Here is a 16,188-nt window from a genome sequence, read left to right on the forward strand (position 1 = left end):
TCACCGGGAAGCGCGGAACCGCACCGTCTCGAACAGGTGGCGGCCGAGGGGATCCATCGTCAGGCCGAGCACGTCGTTGCGGAGCGCCAGATGCACCTTGGTGTGGGCCAGGGGGACCCAGGGCATCGCCTGCCGGACGAGGACCTGGGCCCGGCGGTACAGGGCCAGACGCGTCTCCCGGTCGCCGGTGCGGCGGGCGGCCTCGACCAGCCGGTCGTAGGCCGGGTCGCACCAGCGGGCGAGGTTGGCCCCGCCGGTCTGGGCGGCCTTGCAGCCGAGCAGGACGTTCAGGAAGTTGTCCGGGTCGCCGTTGTCGCTCGTCCAGCCGTAGAGCATCAGGCTGGGCTCCCCGCCGTAGAGGGCGGCGCGGTACGCGTTCCAGGCGCGCGTCACCGGGCGGGCGCGGATGCCCACCCGCGCGAGGTCGGCCTGGATCATGTCGGCGACGCGCCGGCCGTTCGGGTTGTAGGGCCGGCTGACCGGCGGATACCAGAGTTCGACGTCGAAGCCCTCGGCGAGTCCCGCCTCCGCCAGCAGGCGCAGGGCCTCGGCGCGGTCGAAGGGGGTATCCGGCAGGTCCCCGTCATGGGCCCAGATCCCCGGCGGCAGGGGGCCCTGCGCCAGGATGCCGGCATCGCCGTAGACGCCCGCCACGATCGCCTGCCGGTCGATCGCGAGGTTGACCGCGCGCCGCACCCGGACGTCGCCGAAGGGCGCGCGGGTCGTGTTGAGGGCGAGGTAGGCCACGTTCAGCTCGGCGAGCGCGAGCAGCCTCAGGCCCGGCTCCGCGCGGATCGCGTCGAGGTCGCCGGTGGCCGGGAACGCCATGGCGTGGCATTCCCCGGCCCGCAGCTTGGTCAGCCGGACCGCCGCGTTCGGCGTGATCGCGAAGACGAGGCCGTCGGGGCGCTCGCCCGGTTCGCCCTCGTCCGCCGCGCGGCGCCAGTAATCCGGGAAGGCGCGGTAGCGCAGGACCTGGTCGGGCCGGTAGCCCTCGAACACGAACGGGCCCGTCCCGATCGGCGCACGGGCGAGGTCGTCCGACGCGTTGCCGGCCGCGAGGGCGGCCGCGTACTCGGCCGACAGGACGGCGCCGAAGGCCTGCGCGATGTTGGCCAGGAAGGTGGTGTCGGCCTCGCGCAGCCGGAAGCGGACGTGGCGCGGGTCCGGGGCGTCGACGGCCTCGATCAGGTCGGCGAGGCCGAGGTCGTGGAAGTAGGTGAAGCCCTGCGCGGCGCCGTCGGGTCCGGGGCGCCGCTGCCGGGCGAAGGAGAACACCACATCCTCGGCGTTCAGGGGGCGGGTCGGGGTGAAGCGCGCGTTGGCGTGGAAGCGCACGCCGTCCCGCAGGGTGAACACGTAGGTCCGGCCGTCCTCCGAGACCGTCCAGGATTCGGCGAGCGCCGGGCGGATCGTCGTGGTGCCGGGCGCGAACTCCACCAGCGCATTGTAGACCTGCCACGCCGCGTTCATCGTGGTGGTGGTCGTGGCGCGGGCGGGATCGAAGCTCTCCGGGCTGCCCTCCGAGCAGAACACGAAGGTGCGGGACGCCGCCGGACCCGGGCTGACCAGCAGGCCGGCCGCGAGGGCGAGGAGCCCGGCCCGGTGACCGGCGGCGCGTCTCACGGCGTCCCGATCGCGACGGGGAGCGGCCGGGCCGCCGTCGCCGCGGGCCGGGCGGGAAACTCGACCTGCACGGTGGTCCCCTGGCCGGGTTCGCTCGTCAGCGCGATGCGGCCGCCGAGCTTGGCGGTCACGAGGTTGTGGACGATGTGCATGCCGAGCCCCGTGCTGCCGGCGCTGCGCGCCGTCGTGAAGAACGGATCGAAGATCCGGTCGAGGTGCTCCGGGGGGATGCCCTGACCGGTGTCGCGGACCTCGATCCGCACGAGGCCGTCGGCGCGTTCCGACACCGCCACGGTGATCCGGCCCGCCTGGCCGGCGCGGAAACCGTGCACGACCGCGTTGGCGATCAGGTTGGTCACGATCTGCGCCAGCACGCCGGGATTGGTGCCGATGACGAGGCCGGCGGGGCAGGCGCGCTCCACGACGTGGCCGCCCTTGCGCAGCATCGGTTGCAGGCTCGCCAGCAGATCGTCGAGCCAGGTCGCGAGTTCGACGCTGCGGCTCTCGTCGCTGACGCGGTCCACCGCGACCTGCTTGAAGCCCTGGACGAGATCGGCGGCCCGGGTCAGGTTGGTGCAGAGCAGGGTGGCGCCCTCCTCGACCCGGTCGACGAAGTGGTTCAGCCGGGAGCGCGACAGCGTGCCGGCGGCGAGGCCCGTCCGGAAGGTGCGCGCCTCGTCGCTCATGAGCGTCCCGGTGGTCAGCGCGATGCCCAGCGGCGTGTTGATCTCGTGCGCCACGCCGGCCACGAGCTGCCCCAGGGAGGCGAGCTTCTCGGCCCGGACGAGGTTGTCCTGGGTCCGGCGCAGCTCGACCAGGGCGACGTCGGCCTGATCCTTGGCGCGGCGCAGCGCCCCTTCCCGGCGCGTGATCTCCGAGACGAAGACCGCGGTGGCGCGGGCGATGTCGCCGAGTTCGTCCCGGCGCCCCGTGCCGCGCACGGCCGCGCCCGCCGGATTGGCGGTCAGCATCACCATGTCGCCCTGGAGGGCGCGCAGGGGCACCAGGATCGAGCGGGCGACGAAGATCACCACCAGGGCGCCGAACAGCAGCAGCCCGGCCGCGCCGGCGAGGAGGATCCGCTGGATGAAGATGCCGAACCGGTCGGCATCCCCCACGAAGGCGTCGTTGAGGGCCTTGGCGCTGTCGATCATCGTCGCAGCGAGCCCGTCCATCGCGACGATCATCGCGTTCTGCTGCCGCAGGCCGCCGATCGTGGTGGTGAGGCGTGCCCGCCAGCCGTCGAGGGCCTGCACCATCTCGGCCTGGATCAGCGGCGAGATCGGCAGGGCGTTGGCGCTCCGGGCGAGGCGCTCCCCCGCCTCGCGCATCCGCTCCGCCAGGGCGGCATCCCGGTGCAGCAGGGCGCCGGCGGTGCGCGGGCCGAGCTTGAGGGTGCCGATGGCGACGTTCTGGGTGGCCTGCTCGATCTCGTTGGCCTCCACCGAATAGGCCAGGAGCTGAGCCACCTCGTCGTGCAGGCTCTCCTGGCCGGAGGTCTCGATCTTGAGGGTGCGCTCGATCCACCCGTCGAGTTTCGCGCCGCGATCCGGGCTCTGCCCCGCCGTCTCCGCGCTCAGCGCGTCGAGCGCCTCGGCCTCGGCCGCCCGGCCGTCGAACCGCAAAGCCGCCGCCAGGTCGCGGCTGGCGGTGCGGACGCGGGCCTGCGCGCGCTGGGCCTCGGCCTCCGCGACCGAGGGGCCGGCCGGGTCTGCCGCCGGGCCGGTGTTCTGGGCGCCGGCCTGAGCGGCGAGCACCGCGCTCTCCGCGCTCCGGGCCCGCAGCGTGTTGAGGTGAACGACGAGGCCGCGGGCGACTCGCAGCGCCTCGACCTTCTCGGCCAGCGAGCGGGCGAGGTCGGCGTTCGAGGATTGCTGTCGCAGGCGCGCCCGGTCGGTGAGGTCGATCAGGGTGTCGGCCCGCTGCGTCATCTCGCGGATCAGGCCGTCATTCTCCTGGGTGCGGCGGATGAAGGCCTCCATCTGGCCCCGGTAGCGGGCCAGGGCCTCCTCCACCGAGGCGATGCGCGCGCGCTGCGCGTCGATGCGGGCGAAGCCCGCGAGCCGACCCAGGCCAGCTTCGGCCCGCGCCGTCAGGCTCGCGAAGCGCGCGGCGTAGGGGGGGCGGTCCTGCGCGTCCGCGGCGGCGTACTGGTCGCGGACGAGGCGCGCGGTGGCGAGGTCGTGGTACACGTCGGCGACCAGCACCGCCCCGCCGCGGGCGCGCTCCTCCTGGGCCAGGAGGAGCCAGCCCGCCATGGCGATCGCGCCGGCGGCGAGGATCGGCACGCCTCCGACCAGGGCGATCTTGGGTCCAACCCGCATCCGCGTCCCGCCATAGGGGTCCGGCAGCAACTTAAAGCCGTGCCCCTGCGCGGAGCAATCCGGCGGCGCTCCGGCGCGTCCCCGGTCGGCGGCCGGCTCGGCGCCGCCGGGTCGCTGCGCCGCGCGGGCGGGGAGGGCGGCGGAACCATCCCCGGCGGGCGGTTTCAGCGGGGCCGGGATCCGGCGGGTCGCGGCTCGGGGGCGGCCAGGACGGCATCCTGCGGGTCGCGCGCGCCATCGCGGGGCGTCGGCACGCCGAACCGCTCCTCACGGGTCGGCAGGCGCCGCGGCGCGGCGTGGCGGCCACGCAGCATGAGTTGCAGCCGGAGCAGCAGGTCGGGATCTTCGCCGGAACCGGGATCGTCGCTGAAATGCGGCATGGCGGCCTCCGCCCTTCACCGCGGACGGGGCGCGGGATCGACCGCGATGAGCCGGACGCGGCGGGGCGCCGGACTCTCCGCGGCGCCGGCCCCCGCACAGGAGCCCGGCGGATACGGCCAGGCCGCCGCACAGGGAGCGCCGTCACGGGGCGAGGCGGCGGAGGTCTGCGCCCCGCGCGCCGCCGGCTCGCCCCCGCCCGGGGCGACCAGGCCGACGAGCATCAGGACGCAGACCGTGCCGGCTGCCGCGGCCGAAGAGGTTCCGATCACATGTCGCATGGCCTGTCCTCCGGGCGCCCGCGGCCCTCGAGTCTGCCACGCTGATAGACGTGTTCCGTGCCGCCGTTATTGCGTCCCGCCCGGTCTGCCGGCTGAAATGTTGCGTTCTCGCGCAACGAGGCAACATTCCGCTGCCGCCCGTCAGTCGCCCTCGGGGCGAAATATGTATCCGAGGCCCCGGACGGTGCGGATGTAGCGCGGATTGCCGGGGTCCGGCTCGACCTTCTTGCGGATGCGGTTGATCCGCACGTCGATGGCGCGGTCGAACGCGTCCGGATCGCGGGCATCGGCGAGGTCGAGCAGGCGCTCGCGCGACAGGGCCCGCCGCGGGTGGTCGGCGAACGCCTTCAGGAGATCGAATTCCGAGCGGGTCAGCGCCTGTTCGAGGCCGGCATCGTCGCTCAGGCGCAGGGCGTCGAGCTCCAGCCACTTGGTCCCGAACCGGATTCGGCGTCCCGGCTCCGGCCCCGGGGCAGCCGCGGCCACCGCGTGGCCCGGTGCCTGAACGCGGCGCAGCACCGACCGCACCCGCGCCACCAGCTCCCGCAATTCGCAGGGCTTGGGCAGGTAATCGTCGGCCCCGAGTTCCAGCCCGACCACCCGGTCGATGGCGCTCGCCGTGGCGGTGAGCATGATGATCGGAATCGCCGTCCGGGCCTTCAGGTCGCGCACGATCGAGAGCCCGTCCTCCTCCGGCATGTTGAGGTCGAGCACGATCAGGTCCGGGCTGTGGCGGGCGAGGTGCTCCCGCAACGCGCGCCCGCCGTCGCACAGGACCACCCCGAAGCCGTGGAGCTTCAGGTAATCGCCGACCATCTCGCGGGTCGCCGCCTCGTCATCGACCACGGCGATCGAGGGGACCGCCGCGCCGCCACGGGCGGCCGCGGGCGCTGGCCATTCTGGAATGCTCATCGCGGCTGCGCGCACTTTCCGGTTCCGCTTTGGAACGAATGCAGGAATCGTATCGGCATACGATAGCGTGACAAGCTTTCAACACGATTGCTAGCGTACTCGTCAGGTTTCGAACGGCATTTCAGGCCATAGCCATGGATGACGATACCCTCACGTTGATCCCCGACGATCTCGATGAGGCGCCGCCGAGCGCGGGGGCGTGGGTCATCGCCGTGATCGACGACGATCCGGCGGTCCATGACGGCACCCGCTACGCCCTGGCGAGCTACACCCTCGACGGGCGCGGCCTGGAGATCCTCACCGCCCGGTCGGCCGCGGAGGCGCGGGTGCTGCTCGCCGAGCGCCGCGACGTGGCGGTGGTGCTGCTCGACGTGGTGATGGAGACCGACAATGCCGGGCTGGAGCTGGTCGACTACATCCGGCGCGACCTCCGGCAGGAGACGGTGCGGATCATCCTGCGGACCGGCCAGCCCGGCCAGGCGCCGGAGCGGCGGATCATCGTCGATTACGACATCAACGACTACAAGGCCAAGACCGAGCTGACGGCCGACAAGCTGTTCACCAGCCTCACCGCGGCCCTGCGCGCCTACCAGCAACTCAAGCGCCTGGACGAGACCCGGCGCGGGCTGGAGATCATCATCGACGCGGCGCCGATGCTCCTCGACCACAAGTCGATGCAGCGGCTGGCCGAGGGCGTTCTCACCCAGGTCGCCTCGCTCCTGAACGTGGCCTGCGCGGGCATCCTCGTGCTCCGCGAGACCGCGGCCCCGCAGGAGCGCTTCTGCGTCCTGGCCGGGTCCGGCTGCTACGGACATTACGCGGGCCGCGAGCCGGCCTGGCCGCTGGAGGAGCGCGTGCAGCCCCTCGTCGAGCGGGCCTTCGCGGAGCGCCGCCACAGCTTCGGCGAGCACTGGTCGACCCTGTACCTGCACACCGCGAGCGGCAGCGAGATCGTGGCGCTGATCGAGGCCGACCGGCAGCTCTCCGAGACGGACCGCTCGCTCATCGCGCTGTTCACGAGCCGGCTGTCGATCGCCTTCGACAACGTCATCCTCTACGAGCGGCTGCAGCAGACCAACGCCGACTTGGAGCGGCGGGTGGTCGAGCGCACCGCCGAGCTGATCCGGGCGAACCGCCGGCTGGACCTGCAGCGCTCGGACCTGCGGCGGGCCAACAGCCTCAAGACCGAGATCCTCGGCACCATCGCGCACGACCTGAAGAACCCGCTGGCGGTGATCCTCGGCCGCGCCGAGATGCTGTCCGACCTGATCGACCTCCAGGGCGACCGGGCGCAGATGCGCGCGCAGATCGAGCACGTGCGCACCAGCGCCAAGGGCCTGACCGCCATGATCGACAGCCTCATGGCGGACGCGATGAACGACGCCCTCGACATCAGCCTGCGGCGCGAGCCGGTGGACCTCGCGGGCCTCGCCCGGGAGGTGTGCGAGGCCGACCGGCCGCTGGCCGACGCCAAGGGCCAGACCCTCGTCTGCGAGGGGCCGGAGGAGCTGTTCCTGTGCGGCGACGCCGAGCGCCTGCGGGAGGCCCTCGACAACCTCGTCTCCAACGCCATCAAGTACAGCCCGGAGGGGGGCGCGATCACCGTGCGGGTGAGCCGCGAGCCGGGCCCGCGGGGCGCGGAGCTGGTCTGCGCGGTCGCCGATCACGGCCCCGGCCTGTCGCCGGAGGATTCGACCCGGGTGTTCGGGCGCTTCCAGCGCCTCTCGGCGAAGCCCACCGGCGGCGAGAACTCCACGGGCCTCGGGCTCTCGATCGTCCGGCGCATCGCCGAGCTGCATGGGGGGCGCGCGACGGCCGAGAGCGCGGGGCCCGGCCTCGGGGCCGTGTTCTCGGTCCGCTTCCCGGAAGAGGCGGTCGGGCTGTACTGACCGTCCGCGCGGAGCCTCGGCGGATTGCCCGGCGGGGAGTCGGGCGGCGAAGGGTTCGCGGCCGTCTCGCCCGGCGGGGCTGATCGGTCCCGCGCGTGGCGGACGAAACAGTCGACGCAATCATCGCGCAAATGAGCTTGGCCATAACGCCGCTCCGAAGCAGCCGAGCGACGGTTGCCGCGATGGGGAGACGTCACATGGCCACTCAGATGATGACCACCGGACTCACCGGCACGGACCGCGTCGTGGCGTGGACCATGATCGCAGGACTGGCGCTGGCGCTCGTCCAGTACGCGCAGGGCCTGGCGCTGCCGACGCATTTCGTCTGACGGCGGATCCGCCTGAAGGCCGGTCGGGCGGCGGCGTGACAGGACCTGTCACCGCGCCGCATCTCTCAAGGGCCCCGGTGCCCGCGGCCTTGCGCGAGCCGGAATGTGACGCCTACAAGCTTGCCGGCTCAAGCTCGGCCCGGATCGAGCGGCAACGGCGCGGAGCGGGCCTCAAGGCCTTGCTCCGCATGGAGGAAACCGCGTGACATTCGCCCGATGCGGTGCAGCCCTGGCGCTGCTCTGGGGACTGGGTTCGGGTTCGCCCGCCCTGGCCGACGAGTGCGCCAATCGCGGCCAGCTCGACGACGCCTACTGCGACGCCAACAAGGACCTCGTCGCGGACGTGCCGGCCAAGACCCGCGACCCGAGCGTCATCGTGTTCGCCTACACGCCGGTCGAGGATCCGGCGGTCTACGAGAATTCCTTCAAGCCGTTCACCACCTACCTGTCGCAATGCACGGGCAAGCGGGTGGTCTACTATCCCGTGCAGTCGAACTCGGCCGAGATCGAGGCGATGCGCTCCGGCCGGCTCACGGTGGCGGGCTTCTCGACGGGCCCGCTGGGCTTTGCCGTCAACATGGCCGGCGCGGTCCCGTTCGCCGCCAAGGGCACCGAGAAGGGCTCCGAGGGCTACAACCTCATCGTCGTGGTGAAGGCGAGCAGCCCGTACAAGACGCTGACCGACCTTAAGGGCAAGCGCGTGGCCCATACCGCCCCGTCGTCGAACTCGGGCAATCTCGCCCCCAAGGCGCTGTTCCCGGAGCAGGGATTGAAGCCGGGCGAGGATTACAAGCTCATCTACTCGGGCGGCCACGACAAGTCGGCGCTCGGCGTCGGCACCGGCGACTACGACGCGGCCCCGGTGGCCTCCGACGTGTTCTACCGCATGGTCGCCCGCGGGACGATCAAGGGCGACGATTACCGGGTGATCTACAAGAGCGAGAAGTTCCCGACCTCCGGCTTCGCCTACGCCCACGATCTCAAGCCGGAACTCGCCGAGAAGCTGAAGCAGTGCTTCTACGATTTCCGCTTCCCGCCCGACATGGTGAAGGACTTCGAGGGCGACGACCGCTTCGCGCCGATCACCTACCTCAAGGACTGGGCGATCGTCCGCAAGGTCGCTGAGGATTCGGGCACGCCCTACAACAAGGCCGCCTACGAGCGGGAGGCCGCCCGCGAGGCCGAGGCGGCGCGCAAGAAGGCGGACGGCGCGGGCAAGCCGTGATGGCGGGATCCGCGCTGCGCGAGACCGCCGCCGGACCCGGCGCGGACGTCCGGGCGGATGACCCGCGCGCCCTGGTCATCCGCGGGCTCACCAAGGAGTATCGGCCCGGACAGCCGGTCCTGAAGGGCATCGACCTCGTGGTGCCCGGCACCGGCCTCACCGCCATCATCGGCCCGTCGGGAACCGGCAAGAGCACCCTGATCCGCTGCATCAACCGGCTCGTGCAGCCGACCTCGGGCGAGATCCTGTTCCGCGGCGAGGACCTCGCCCAGCTCTCCGGCCGCAGCTTGCGCCGGGCGCGCCGCCGGATCGGGATGGTGTTCCAGGAATACAACCTCGTCGAACGGCTCACCGTGATGGAGAACCTGCTCTGCGGGCGCCTCGGCTACGTGCCGGCCTGGCGCGCGTGGCTGCGGCGCTTCCCCGAGGCCGACATCGCCCGAGCCTTCGAGCTGCTCGACGCGGTCGGCCTCTCGGGCTTCGCCACGCGCCGGGCCGACGCCCTCTCCGGGGGGCAGCGCCAGCGCGTCGGCATCGCGCGGGCGATCATGCAGGAGCCCGAGATCGTGCTCGCCGACGAGCCGACCTCGTCCCTCGACCCGAAGAGCTCCGTCGAGATCATGGAGATCCTGTCGCGGCTCGCGGCCGAGCGCGGCGTGCCGGTGGTCGTCAACATCCACAACGTGGCGCTGGCCCAGCGGTTTGCGGCACGCATCGTCGGCATGTCGGGCGGGCACGTGGTCTACGACGGTCCGCCCGACCGGCTGAGCGAGCGCGACCTGCGCGGCATCTACGGCGGCGAGAACTGGCTCGAATGAGCGCGCGGACCGGACCGGATCCCTCGGGCGCCTCCCGCGACGTCGCCTTCCGCCCGAACTGGACGGCGCGCGCCGGCTGGGCGCTCCTCGCCCTCTACGCGCTCTACGCCGCCACCCAGCTCGGCTTCGAGCCGGAGCGCCTCGCCAGCGGGCTCGGCCACGGCCGCCAGTTCCTGGCCCGGATGTTCCCGCCCAACTTCTCGCGCTGGGAGCTGATCCAGTCCGGCATCGCCGAGAGCCTGCAGATCGCCGTGATCGCGACGGTGATCGGCATCGCGGTCGCGCTGCCGATCGGCTTCCTGGCGGCCCGTAACCTCATGCCGCCCTGGGTGACGTGGCCGATGCGGGCGCTCATCGCCCTGTGCCGCTCGTTCCACCCGATCATCGTGGCGATCCTCTTCGTGAAGGCGATCGGCTTCGGGGCGCTCGCGGGCGTGATGGCGCTGATCGTCGCCTCGGTGGGCTTCATCGCCAAGCTGTTCGCCGAGGCGATCGAGGAGATCTCCCTCAAGCAGGTCGAGGCGGTGCGGGCGACGGGCGCGGGCTTCCTGTCGACCCTGATCATGGGCGTGCAGCCGCAGGTGCTGCCGCGCTTCATCGGCTTCGCCACCTACCAGCTCGATTCCAACCTCCGGAACTCCACCATGGTGGGGATCGTCGGCGGCGGCGGCATCGGCGCGACGCTGTTCACCGCCTATCAGCGCTTCGACTACGACGTCGTGCTGGCGATCCTGATCGTCATCGTCACGCTGATCATGGTGGCCGAGATCGTGTCGGGCTGGGCACGCAGGGTGTTCCAGTGAGCGCCGCCGCCTCCGCCGCCCCGACCCCCCGCCGCTGGCAGCGCTTCACGCCGCTGAAGCGTCTCGCGCGGCTCGCCTTCACCCTGTTCGCGGTGGCCGCCTTCGTGGCGAGCCTGCGCACCATCGAGGTGATCCCGGAATTCCTCTACGACGCCCCCGACCAGCTCGCCGACCTGTTCGGCCGCATGTGGCCGATGGATCTCGGCTATGTCGGCCCGACCCTCCGGGCCCTGGTGGAGACGCTGCACATCGCGACGCTCGGCACGCTGATCGCGATCGGGATCGCGGTCCCGATCGGATTGCTGGCGGCGCGGAACGTGACGTCCAGCTTGGCCCTGAACCTGCTGGCGAAGTTCGTCTTCGTGACGTCCCGCTCGGTCAATTCCCTGGTCTGGGCGCTGCTGTTCGTGGCGGTGTTCGGGCCCGGGCCGCTCGCCGGCACGCTGGCCATCGCCCTGCGCTCCGTCGGCTTCACCGGCAAACTCTTCGCCGAGGCGCTGGAGGAAGCCAACCGCGGCTCCATCGAGGCGCTGCAGGCCGCCGGGGCTGGGCGGCTCTCGACCCTGCTGCTCGGCTACTGGCCGCAGGTGAAGCCGGCCTTCTGGTCAATCGCGCTGTTCCGCTGGGACATCAACATCCGGGAATCGGCCGTGCTCGGCCTGGTCGGCGCGGGCGGCATCGGCGTCGCCCTCGATACCGCGCTGAACCTGCTCTACTGGGATCAGGTGGCGGTGGTGCTCGCGGCGATCTTCGGTGTCGTCATCCTGGCGGAGATCGTGGTCACGCAGCTTCGGTCGCGGACGCTCTGATCCGGCCGATCAGGATCAGGGTCCCGACCGGCCCCGAGGGGGCGGTGCGGGCGGTGGACGCCACGATGCCCGCGGCACGGCCCTGGTCTCGCCCGCGGGCCACGGGAACTCGTGCGGCCCGGGCAGTCCGGAGCGCTGCACGAGCCGCAAGAGCGCCCCGCCCGGCGCGGATGGGATCGGCCCCCTCCGCCACACCCGCAACGCCGGCCAAGACGGCTCCGGCTCGGGATGCCCGACGGGCAGGCCGGATCACCGCCACGCAGGGCGCGTCCCCGGCGATGAACGCCGAGCACGCCTTCGACCCCGCGTTCCGCGACGGCTCGGCCCCGGTCTTCGGCGGCGCGCAGCTGCGCGAGGGAGCAGGCGTCGCCGGCGTCCGCTGATCGCGCGTCGCTCGCGCATCCCCGTGCGCCGCGGCGGGACGCGACGGGTCGATCCGCGGCGGGGTCAGCGTCCTCGCGTTCTGTCTCCTGCACGTCGTTGACCAGGGCCGGCGAACAATTTGCCGAAAGCGTAGCGCAAAGCTTCGGCCGCTCCCGTCCACCCGGTGGACGGGTGGCGCCCCGCGGCGTCTGATCCCGGCACAAGAACTGAATACAGAATCATCAGGGAGGCTTGCATGCTGCGCGGGTTGGTCGTCGCTGCCCTGCTCGGGCTCACCGTCGGCGCGGCCGCAGAGGAGCCGCTCCGCTTCGAGGTCGACCCGGCCTGGCCGAAGCGCCTGCCCAACGACTGGATCATGGGTCAGGCCGCGGGCGTCGCGGTCGACGCGGAGGACAATGTCTGGGTGATCCAGCGCCCGCGCACCCTCACCGACGACGAGAAGGCGGCGAGCCTCGATCCGCCGCGCACCCGCTGCTGCAAGCCGGCCCCCCCGGTCCTCGAATTCGATCAGGCCGGGACCCTGATCCGGTCCTGGGGCGGGCCCGGGGAGGGCTATCAATGGCCCCAGAACGAGCACGGCATCACGATCGACCACAAGGGCTTCGTCTGGCTCGCCGGCAACGGCGACACCGACGGCCAGATCCTGAAGTTCACGCCGGACGGCCGCTTCGTGCTCCAGATCGGCAAGCAGGGACCGCAGACCGACAGCCAGGACACCACCCGCCTGGGCAAGCCGGCCGGGATGATGGTCGATCCCGAGACGAACGAGCTCTACGTGGCCGACGGCTACTACAATCACCGCGTCATCGTGTTCGACGCCGAGACCGGCGCGTTCAAGCGGATGTGGGGCGCCTACGGCAAGCCGCCCACCGACGAGAAGCTCGGGGCCTACGATCCCGCGGCCGAGCCGGCGACCCAGTTCCGCAACCCGGTCCACTGCGTGCAGATCGCCCGCGACGGGCTGGTCTACGTCTGCGACCGGACTAACAACCGCATGCAGGTGTTCCACAAGGACGGCCGCTTCGTGAAGGAGATGTTCGTCGAGAAGAACACCCGGGCGAACGGCTCGGTCTGGGAACTCGCCCTGTGGCCGGACGAGCGCCAGAGCTACCTGCTCAACGCCGACGGGGCCAACAACGAGGTCCGCACCCTGAGCCGCGACACCGGCGAGATCCTCGGCCGCTTCGGCCGCAACGGCCGGATGGCGGGCGACTTTCACTGGGTCCACAACCTCGCGGTGGACTCGAAGGGCAACGTCTTCACCACCGAGGTGGATACCGGCAAGCGCGCCCAGAAATTCCTCTTCCGCGGCGACATGGTCCTGCGCAAGCGCGCCGCGCTGCAGGAGGGCCAGACGGCCGGCCAAGCGGCCGGCCAAGCGGCGGGCCAAGCGGTTGGCCAAGCGGTTGGCCAAGCGGTCGGCCAAGCGGCGGGCCAGCCGGCAGGAAGCCCGCGATGATCGCCGATTCCGACCCGGCCGCGGGGGCCGCCTGCCCCTGCTGCCTCCCGCGAAGGGGTTTCATGCGCCGCCTCGCGGGCCTGGGCGCGGCGGCCCTCACGGCCCTTCCCGCCGCCGCCGCGGCCGAGCCCTTGGGCTATGCGGGCCTCGTGATCGACTGCCACGGACACTACACCACCGAGCCGCCCGCCATGCTGGCGTGGCGCAAGCGCCAGATCGACGCCATCAACGATCCCGCGCAGGCCCCGTCCCCCGCCGACCTCAAGGTCAGCGACGACGCGGTGCGCGACAGCGTCCGCGCGCGGCAGCTCACGCTCCAGTCCGAGCGGGGCATCTCGCTGGCCCTGTTCTCGCCCCGGGCGGGCGGGATGGGCCACCATATCGGCAACGCCCGCACCAGCCTCGACTGGTCGATCGTGTCGAACGACATGATTCACCGCGTCGTGAGCCTGCATCCCAGGAACTTCGTCGGGGTCTGCCAGCTACCGCAGACGCCGGGCGTGTCGCCGAAGAACTGCACGGCCGAACTGGAGCGGTGCGTGACGCAGCTCGGCTTCGTCGGCTGCAACGTCAATCCGGACCCGTCCGGCGGCTACTGGTCCGATCCGCCGCTCTCGGACCGGTTCTGGTACCCGCTCTGGGAGAAGATGGTCGAGCTGGACGTGCCCGGCATGGTCCATGTTAGCGCCTCGGCCAACCGCAATTTCCATGCGACGGGCGCGCATTACATCAACGGCGACACCAGCGCCTTCATGCAGTTCGTGACCTCCGACCTGTTCAAGGACTTCCCGACGCTGCGGCTGATCATCCCCCATGGCGGCGGCGCGGTGCCCTACCACTGGGGCCGCTACCGCGGGCTCGCGCAGGACCTGAAGCGGCCGCCGCTGTCGGAGCTGATGCGCAACGTGTTCTTCGACACCTGCGTCTACCACCAGCCGGGCATCGACCTGCTGCTCAAGGTCGTGCCGCACGACAACGTGCTGTTCGCCTCCGAGATGGTGGGCGCGGTGAACGGGATCGATCCCGAGACGGGCCACGCCTACGACGACACCAAGCGCTACGTCGAGGCCGCGGCGCTCCCCGACGGCGACCGGGCGAAGATCTACGCCGGCAACGCTCTCAGGGTCTATCCGCGCCTCGGGGGCACGCTGACCGCCGCGGGCCTCACGCCGTAGGCCGGACTCTGATCGGGCTAAGGCGCGGGCTGCGGTGCGCGCTGCGGTGCGGACTTGGCCGCCGCGGCGGTCCACTTCTCGAGCTTACCGAGCGCCCCCCAGGCGGTGAGGCCGAGGAAGATCGGCATCGTGTAGGGGCTGAGCCCGAAGGCCGGGGTGAGCTGCGCGAGAACCTGGCCCAGGCCCGTCGTCGCGGGGACCTGCGCCAGGATCTGCGTCGCCACGGCGCCGATGATGCCGAGGGCGGATTTCTTGCCGTTGAGCAGGTGCCCGATCGTCTGCCCGAGCGCGCCGTTGACCGGCCCCAGGCCCGCCCCCGGAACCGGCTGCGGCGCCGTCCCGGGAAGCGGTGGTCCCGCGGTGAGCCGCGCCCCGTCGAACTGCCGGCGCAGGGCGTCGATCTGCTGGCGCAGGGCCTGTAACGGCTCCTCGAGCCGCGCCGCGAGGTCGACGGACGGTGCGACGGTCGCGGGTGTCACGATCATCGGTTGCACCGGCGCCGGTTGCGCCGGCGCGGCCGTGCCCCGGGCAACCTGCCGCTCGAGCGCCTCGATGCGCGCCAGCACCCCCGTATCCGCCGCTGGCCGCAGGGCCTCCTGGATGGCCGCGACGGTACGGGCGTCCGCGATGCCGGTGTCGTCGAGGCCGCGCTGCGCCTGGAACTGCGCCACGGCGGCCATGGTCCGGCGCCCGTTCCGCCCGTCCTCGACGAGGCGGGGCGCCGCGCCGAGGCGGTTGAGGGCCTGCTGGACCCACAGCGTGCTGTCGGCGAGTTCGTCGTCCGGCTCGCGCGTCGGGTCGATCTCGGCGGGGTGCGGTCCGGCGCTCCGGCCGGCGCTCCGTCCGTCGATCTGGATGGTCGGGTCCAGGTCGAGGAGCGCCTTCAGGATCACGGCGGTGCCGAGCTGCGTGTCGACCACGTTCGGGTCGAAGACGTGGTCGCGCACGAACTTGCCGCCCCGCGCACCCGGCGGCCCGTAGGCGGTCGAGCCGCCCCACAGATAGGGGGAGTTCACTCCCTTGCCGTGATAGCCGTAGCCGTTGAAGCCCTCGAGCCGATACAGGACCCGCGCGGCGCTCCAGTCGCTCACGCCGACCAAGCCCTCGAGGCGCAGGGCGTCGACCGCCCCGTCCGCGAACGCATTCGGGCCCGCGAAGGGGCCGCGTCCCCTGGGGACGATGGTGGTCCGCCGGTCGAGGGGCTGCCCGTTGCCGAGATAAGTCTCGAAGTCGAGGGACGATTCCCGGTAGTGGCAGAGCCCGATGAACCACCACGGCACGCCGGTGCGGGCTTCGACCTCCTGGTAGCGCGGCTTTCCGGCGGCGATCCGCTGCGCCAGCTTGCGGGCCGCCTCCGCCTTCTCGGGGCGGATCTGGAGCGACTCCCAGATCCGCTCGTAATCGTCCCGGTACTCCTTGAACGACGCCATGTCGGTGCTCCAGGCGGGAGGGGCGGGTCCGGAGACGATCCCGGCGCCGGTGGCGGAGCCCTCCGGGGCGCGGACGCGTGCGGGCCCGCGCGCAGGGCGCCGCCGGGCGGGCGCGCCGCCCCATGCCCCCCGACGCAGGTCCCGGACGCATCCTGGGCCTGGCCGAAACCGACACCTGCCGAGTTGCTTCGCGACTTAAGTAGGCTACGGCCGAGATTGGCGCGTCCTTCAAATGGATGATGATCCGAGAATTGATTTGCGGGACCATGCTGCGGGCCCATATCCTTTGATGCGGCCGATAAATGCGAAGATGTCATCAACCAAAATTTTGAAATCCGATGATTGC

13 protein-coding genes are annotated in these 16,188 nt (G+C 71.8%); 8 read left to right on the plus strand and 5 right to left on the minus strand.

Going from position 1 to position 16,188, the window contains the following annotated elements; translation table 11 throughout:
- The 4 genes from MFF58_RS04860 to MFF58_RS04875 form a co-directional block, all read right to left on the minus strand.
- Entirely contained in the window at positions 1-1,626 is a 1,626-nt protein-coding gene (locus MFF58_RS04860) for an ABC transporter substrate-binding protein (protein WP_238285723.1), read from the minus strand.
- The gene (locus tag MFF58_RS04865; protein ID WP_238285724.1) at positions 1,623-3,950 is read right to left on the minus strand and encodes a sensor histidine kinase; all 2,328 of its coding nucleotides are present in this window, start codon (positions 3,948-3,950) and stop codon (positions 1,623-1,625) included. The genes MFF58_RS04860 and MFF58_RS04865 overlap by 4 nt, the downstream gene beginning before the upstream one ends.
- A 164-nt stretch (positions 3,951-4,114) precedes the next feature.
- Positions 4,115-4,330, minus strand: coding sequence for a hypothetical protein (locus MFF58_RS04870; protein WP_238285725.1), 216 nt, complete (start codon positions 4,328-4,330; stop codon positions 4,115-4,117).
- Between the two features lie 420 nt (positions 4,331-4,750).
- Positions 4,751-5,521, minus strand: a complete 771-nt coding sequence (locus tag MFF58_RS04875) for a response regulator (protein ID WP_238285726.1) — start codon at positions 5,519-5,521, stop codon at positions 4,751-4,753.
- Between the two features lie 134 nt (positions 5,522-5,655).
- On the opposite strand from MFF58_RS04875, the gene MFF58_RS04880 reads away from it, so the two are divergent.
- The 8 genes from MFF58_RS04880 (at position 5,656) to MFF58_RS04910 (ending at position 14,412) form a co-directional block, all read left to right on the plus strand.
- Positions 5,656-7,410, plus strand: a complete 1,755-nt coding sequence (locus MFF58_RS04880) for a DUF3369 domain-containing protein (RefSeq protein WP_238285727.1) — start codon at positions 5,656-5,658, stop codon at positions 7,408-7,410.
- 197 nt (positions 7,411-7,607) lie between these two features.
- Positions 7,608-7,739: a hypothetical protein gene (locus MFF58_RS32205; protein ID WP_279603105.1), complete on the plus strand. Its 132-nt coding sequence runs from the start codon at positions 7,608-7,610 to the stop codon at positions 7,737-7,739.
- Positions 7,740-7,941: 202 nt separating this feature from the next.
- Complete coding sequence (phnD, locus tag MFF58_RS04885; protein WP_238285728.1) at positions 7,942-8,964, plus strand: phosphate/phosphite/phosphonate ABC transporter substrate-binding protein; 1,023 nt, start codon at positions 7,942-7,944, stop codon at positions 8,962-8,964.
- Positions 8,964-9,782, plus strand: a complete 819-nt coding sequence (phnC, locus tag MFF58_RS04890; RefSeq protein WP_238285729.1) for a phosphonate ABC transporter ATP-binding protein — start codon at positions 8,964-8,966, stop codon at positions 9,780-9,782. The genes phnD and phnC overlap by 1 nt, the downstream gene beginning before the upstream one ends.
- The gene (gene phnE / locus MFF58_RS04895; RefSeq protein ID WP_238285730.1) at positions 9,779-10,585 is read left to right on the plus strand and encodes a phosphonate ABC transporter, permease protein PhnE; all 807 of its coding nucleotides are present in this window, start codon (positions 9,779-9,781) and stop codon (positions 10,583-10,585) included. The genes phnC and phnE (MFF58_RS04895) overlap by 4 nt, the downstream gene beginning before the upstream one ends.
- On the plus strand, positions 10,582-11,394 hold the full coding sequence (phnE, locus tag MFF58_RS04900; RefSeq protein WP_238285732.1) for a phosphonate ABC transporter, permease protein PhnE: 813 nt from the start codon (positions 10,582-10,584) through the stop codon (positions 11,392-11,394). Before phnE (MFF58_RS04895) ends, phnE (MFF58_RS04900) begins: the two co-directional genes overlap by 4 nt.
- 619 nt (positions 11,395-12,013) lie before the next feature.
- Positions 12,014-13,237, plus strand: coding sequence for an NHL repeat-containing protein (locus tag MFF58_RS04905; RefSeq protein WP_238285733.1), 1,224 nt, complete (start codon positions 12,014-12,016; stop codon positions 13,235-13,237).
- Positions 13,238-13,428: 191 nt separating this feature from the next.
- On the plus strand, positions 13,429-14,412 hold the full coding sequence (locus tag MFF58_RS04910; protein ID WP_238285984.1) for an amidohydrolase family protein: 984 nt from the start codon (positions 13,429-13,431) through the stop codon (positions 14,410-14,412).
- A 17-nt stretch (positions 14,413-14,429) separates the two neighbouring features.
- Here MFF58_RS04910 and MFF58_RS04915 read toward each other — a convergent pair whose 3' ends face one another.
- Positions 14,430-15,842 carry a peptidoglycan-binding protein gene (locus tag MFF58_RS04915; RefSeq protein ID WP_238285734.1) on the minus strand — a complete coding sequence of 471 codons (1,413 nt, stop codon included), beginning with the start codon at positions 15,840-15,842 and terminating at the stop codon, positions 14,430-14,432.
- Positions 15,843-16,188 lie beyond the last annotated feature (346 nt).

It is taken from the genome of Methylobacterium longum (assembly GCF_022179385.1).
GTDB lineage: Bacteria > Pseudomonadota > Alphaproteobacteria > Rhizobiales > Beijerinckiaceae > Methylobacterium > Methylobacterium longum.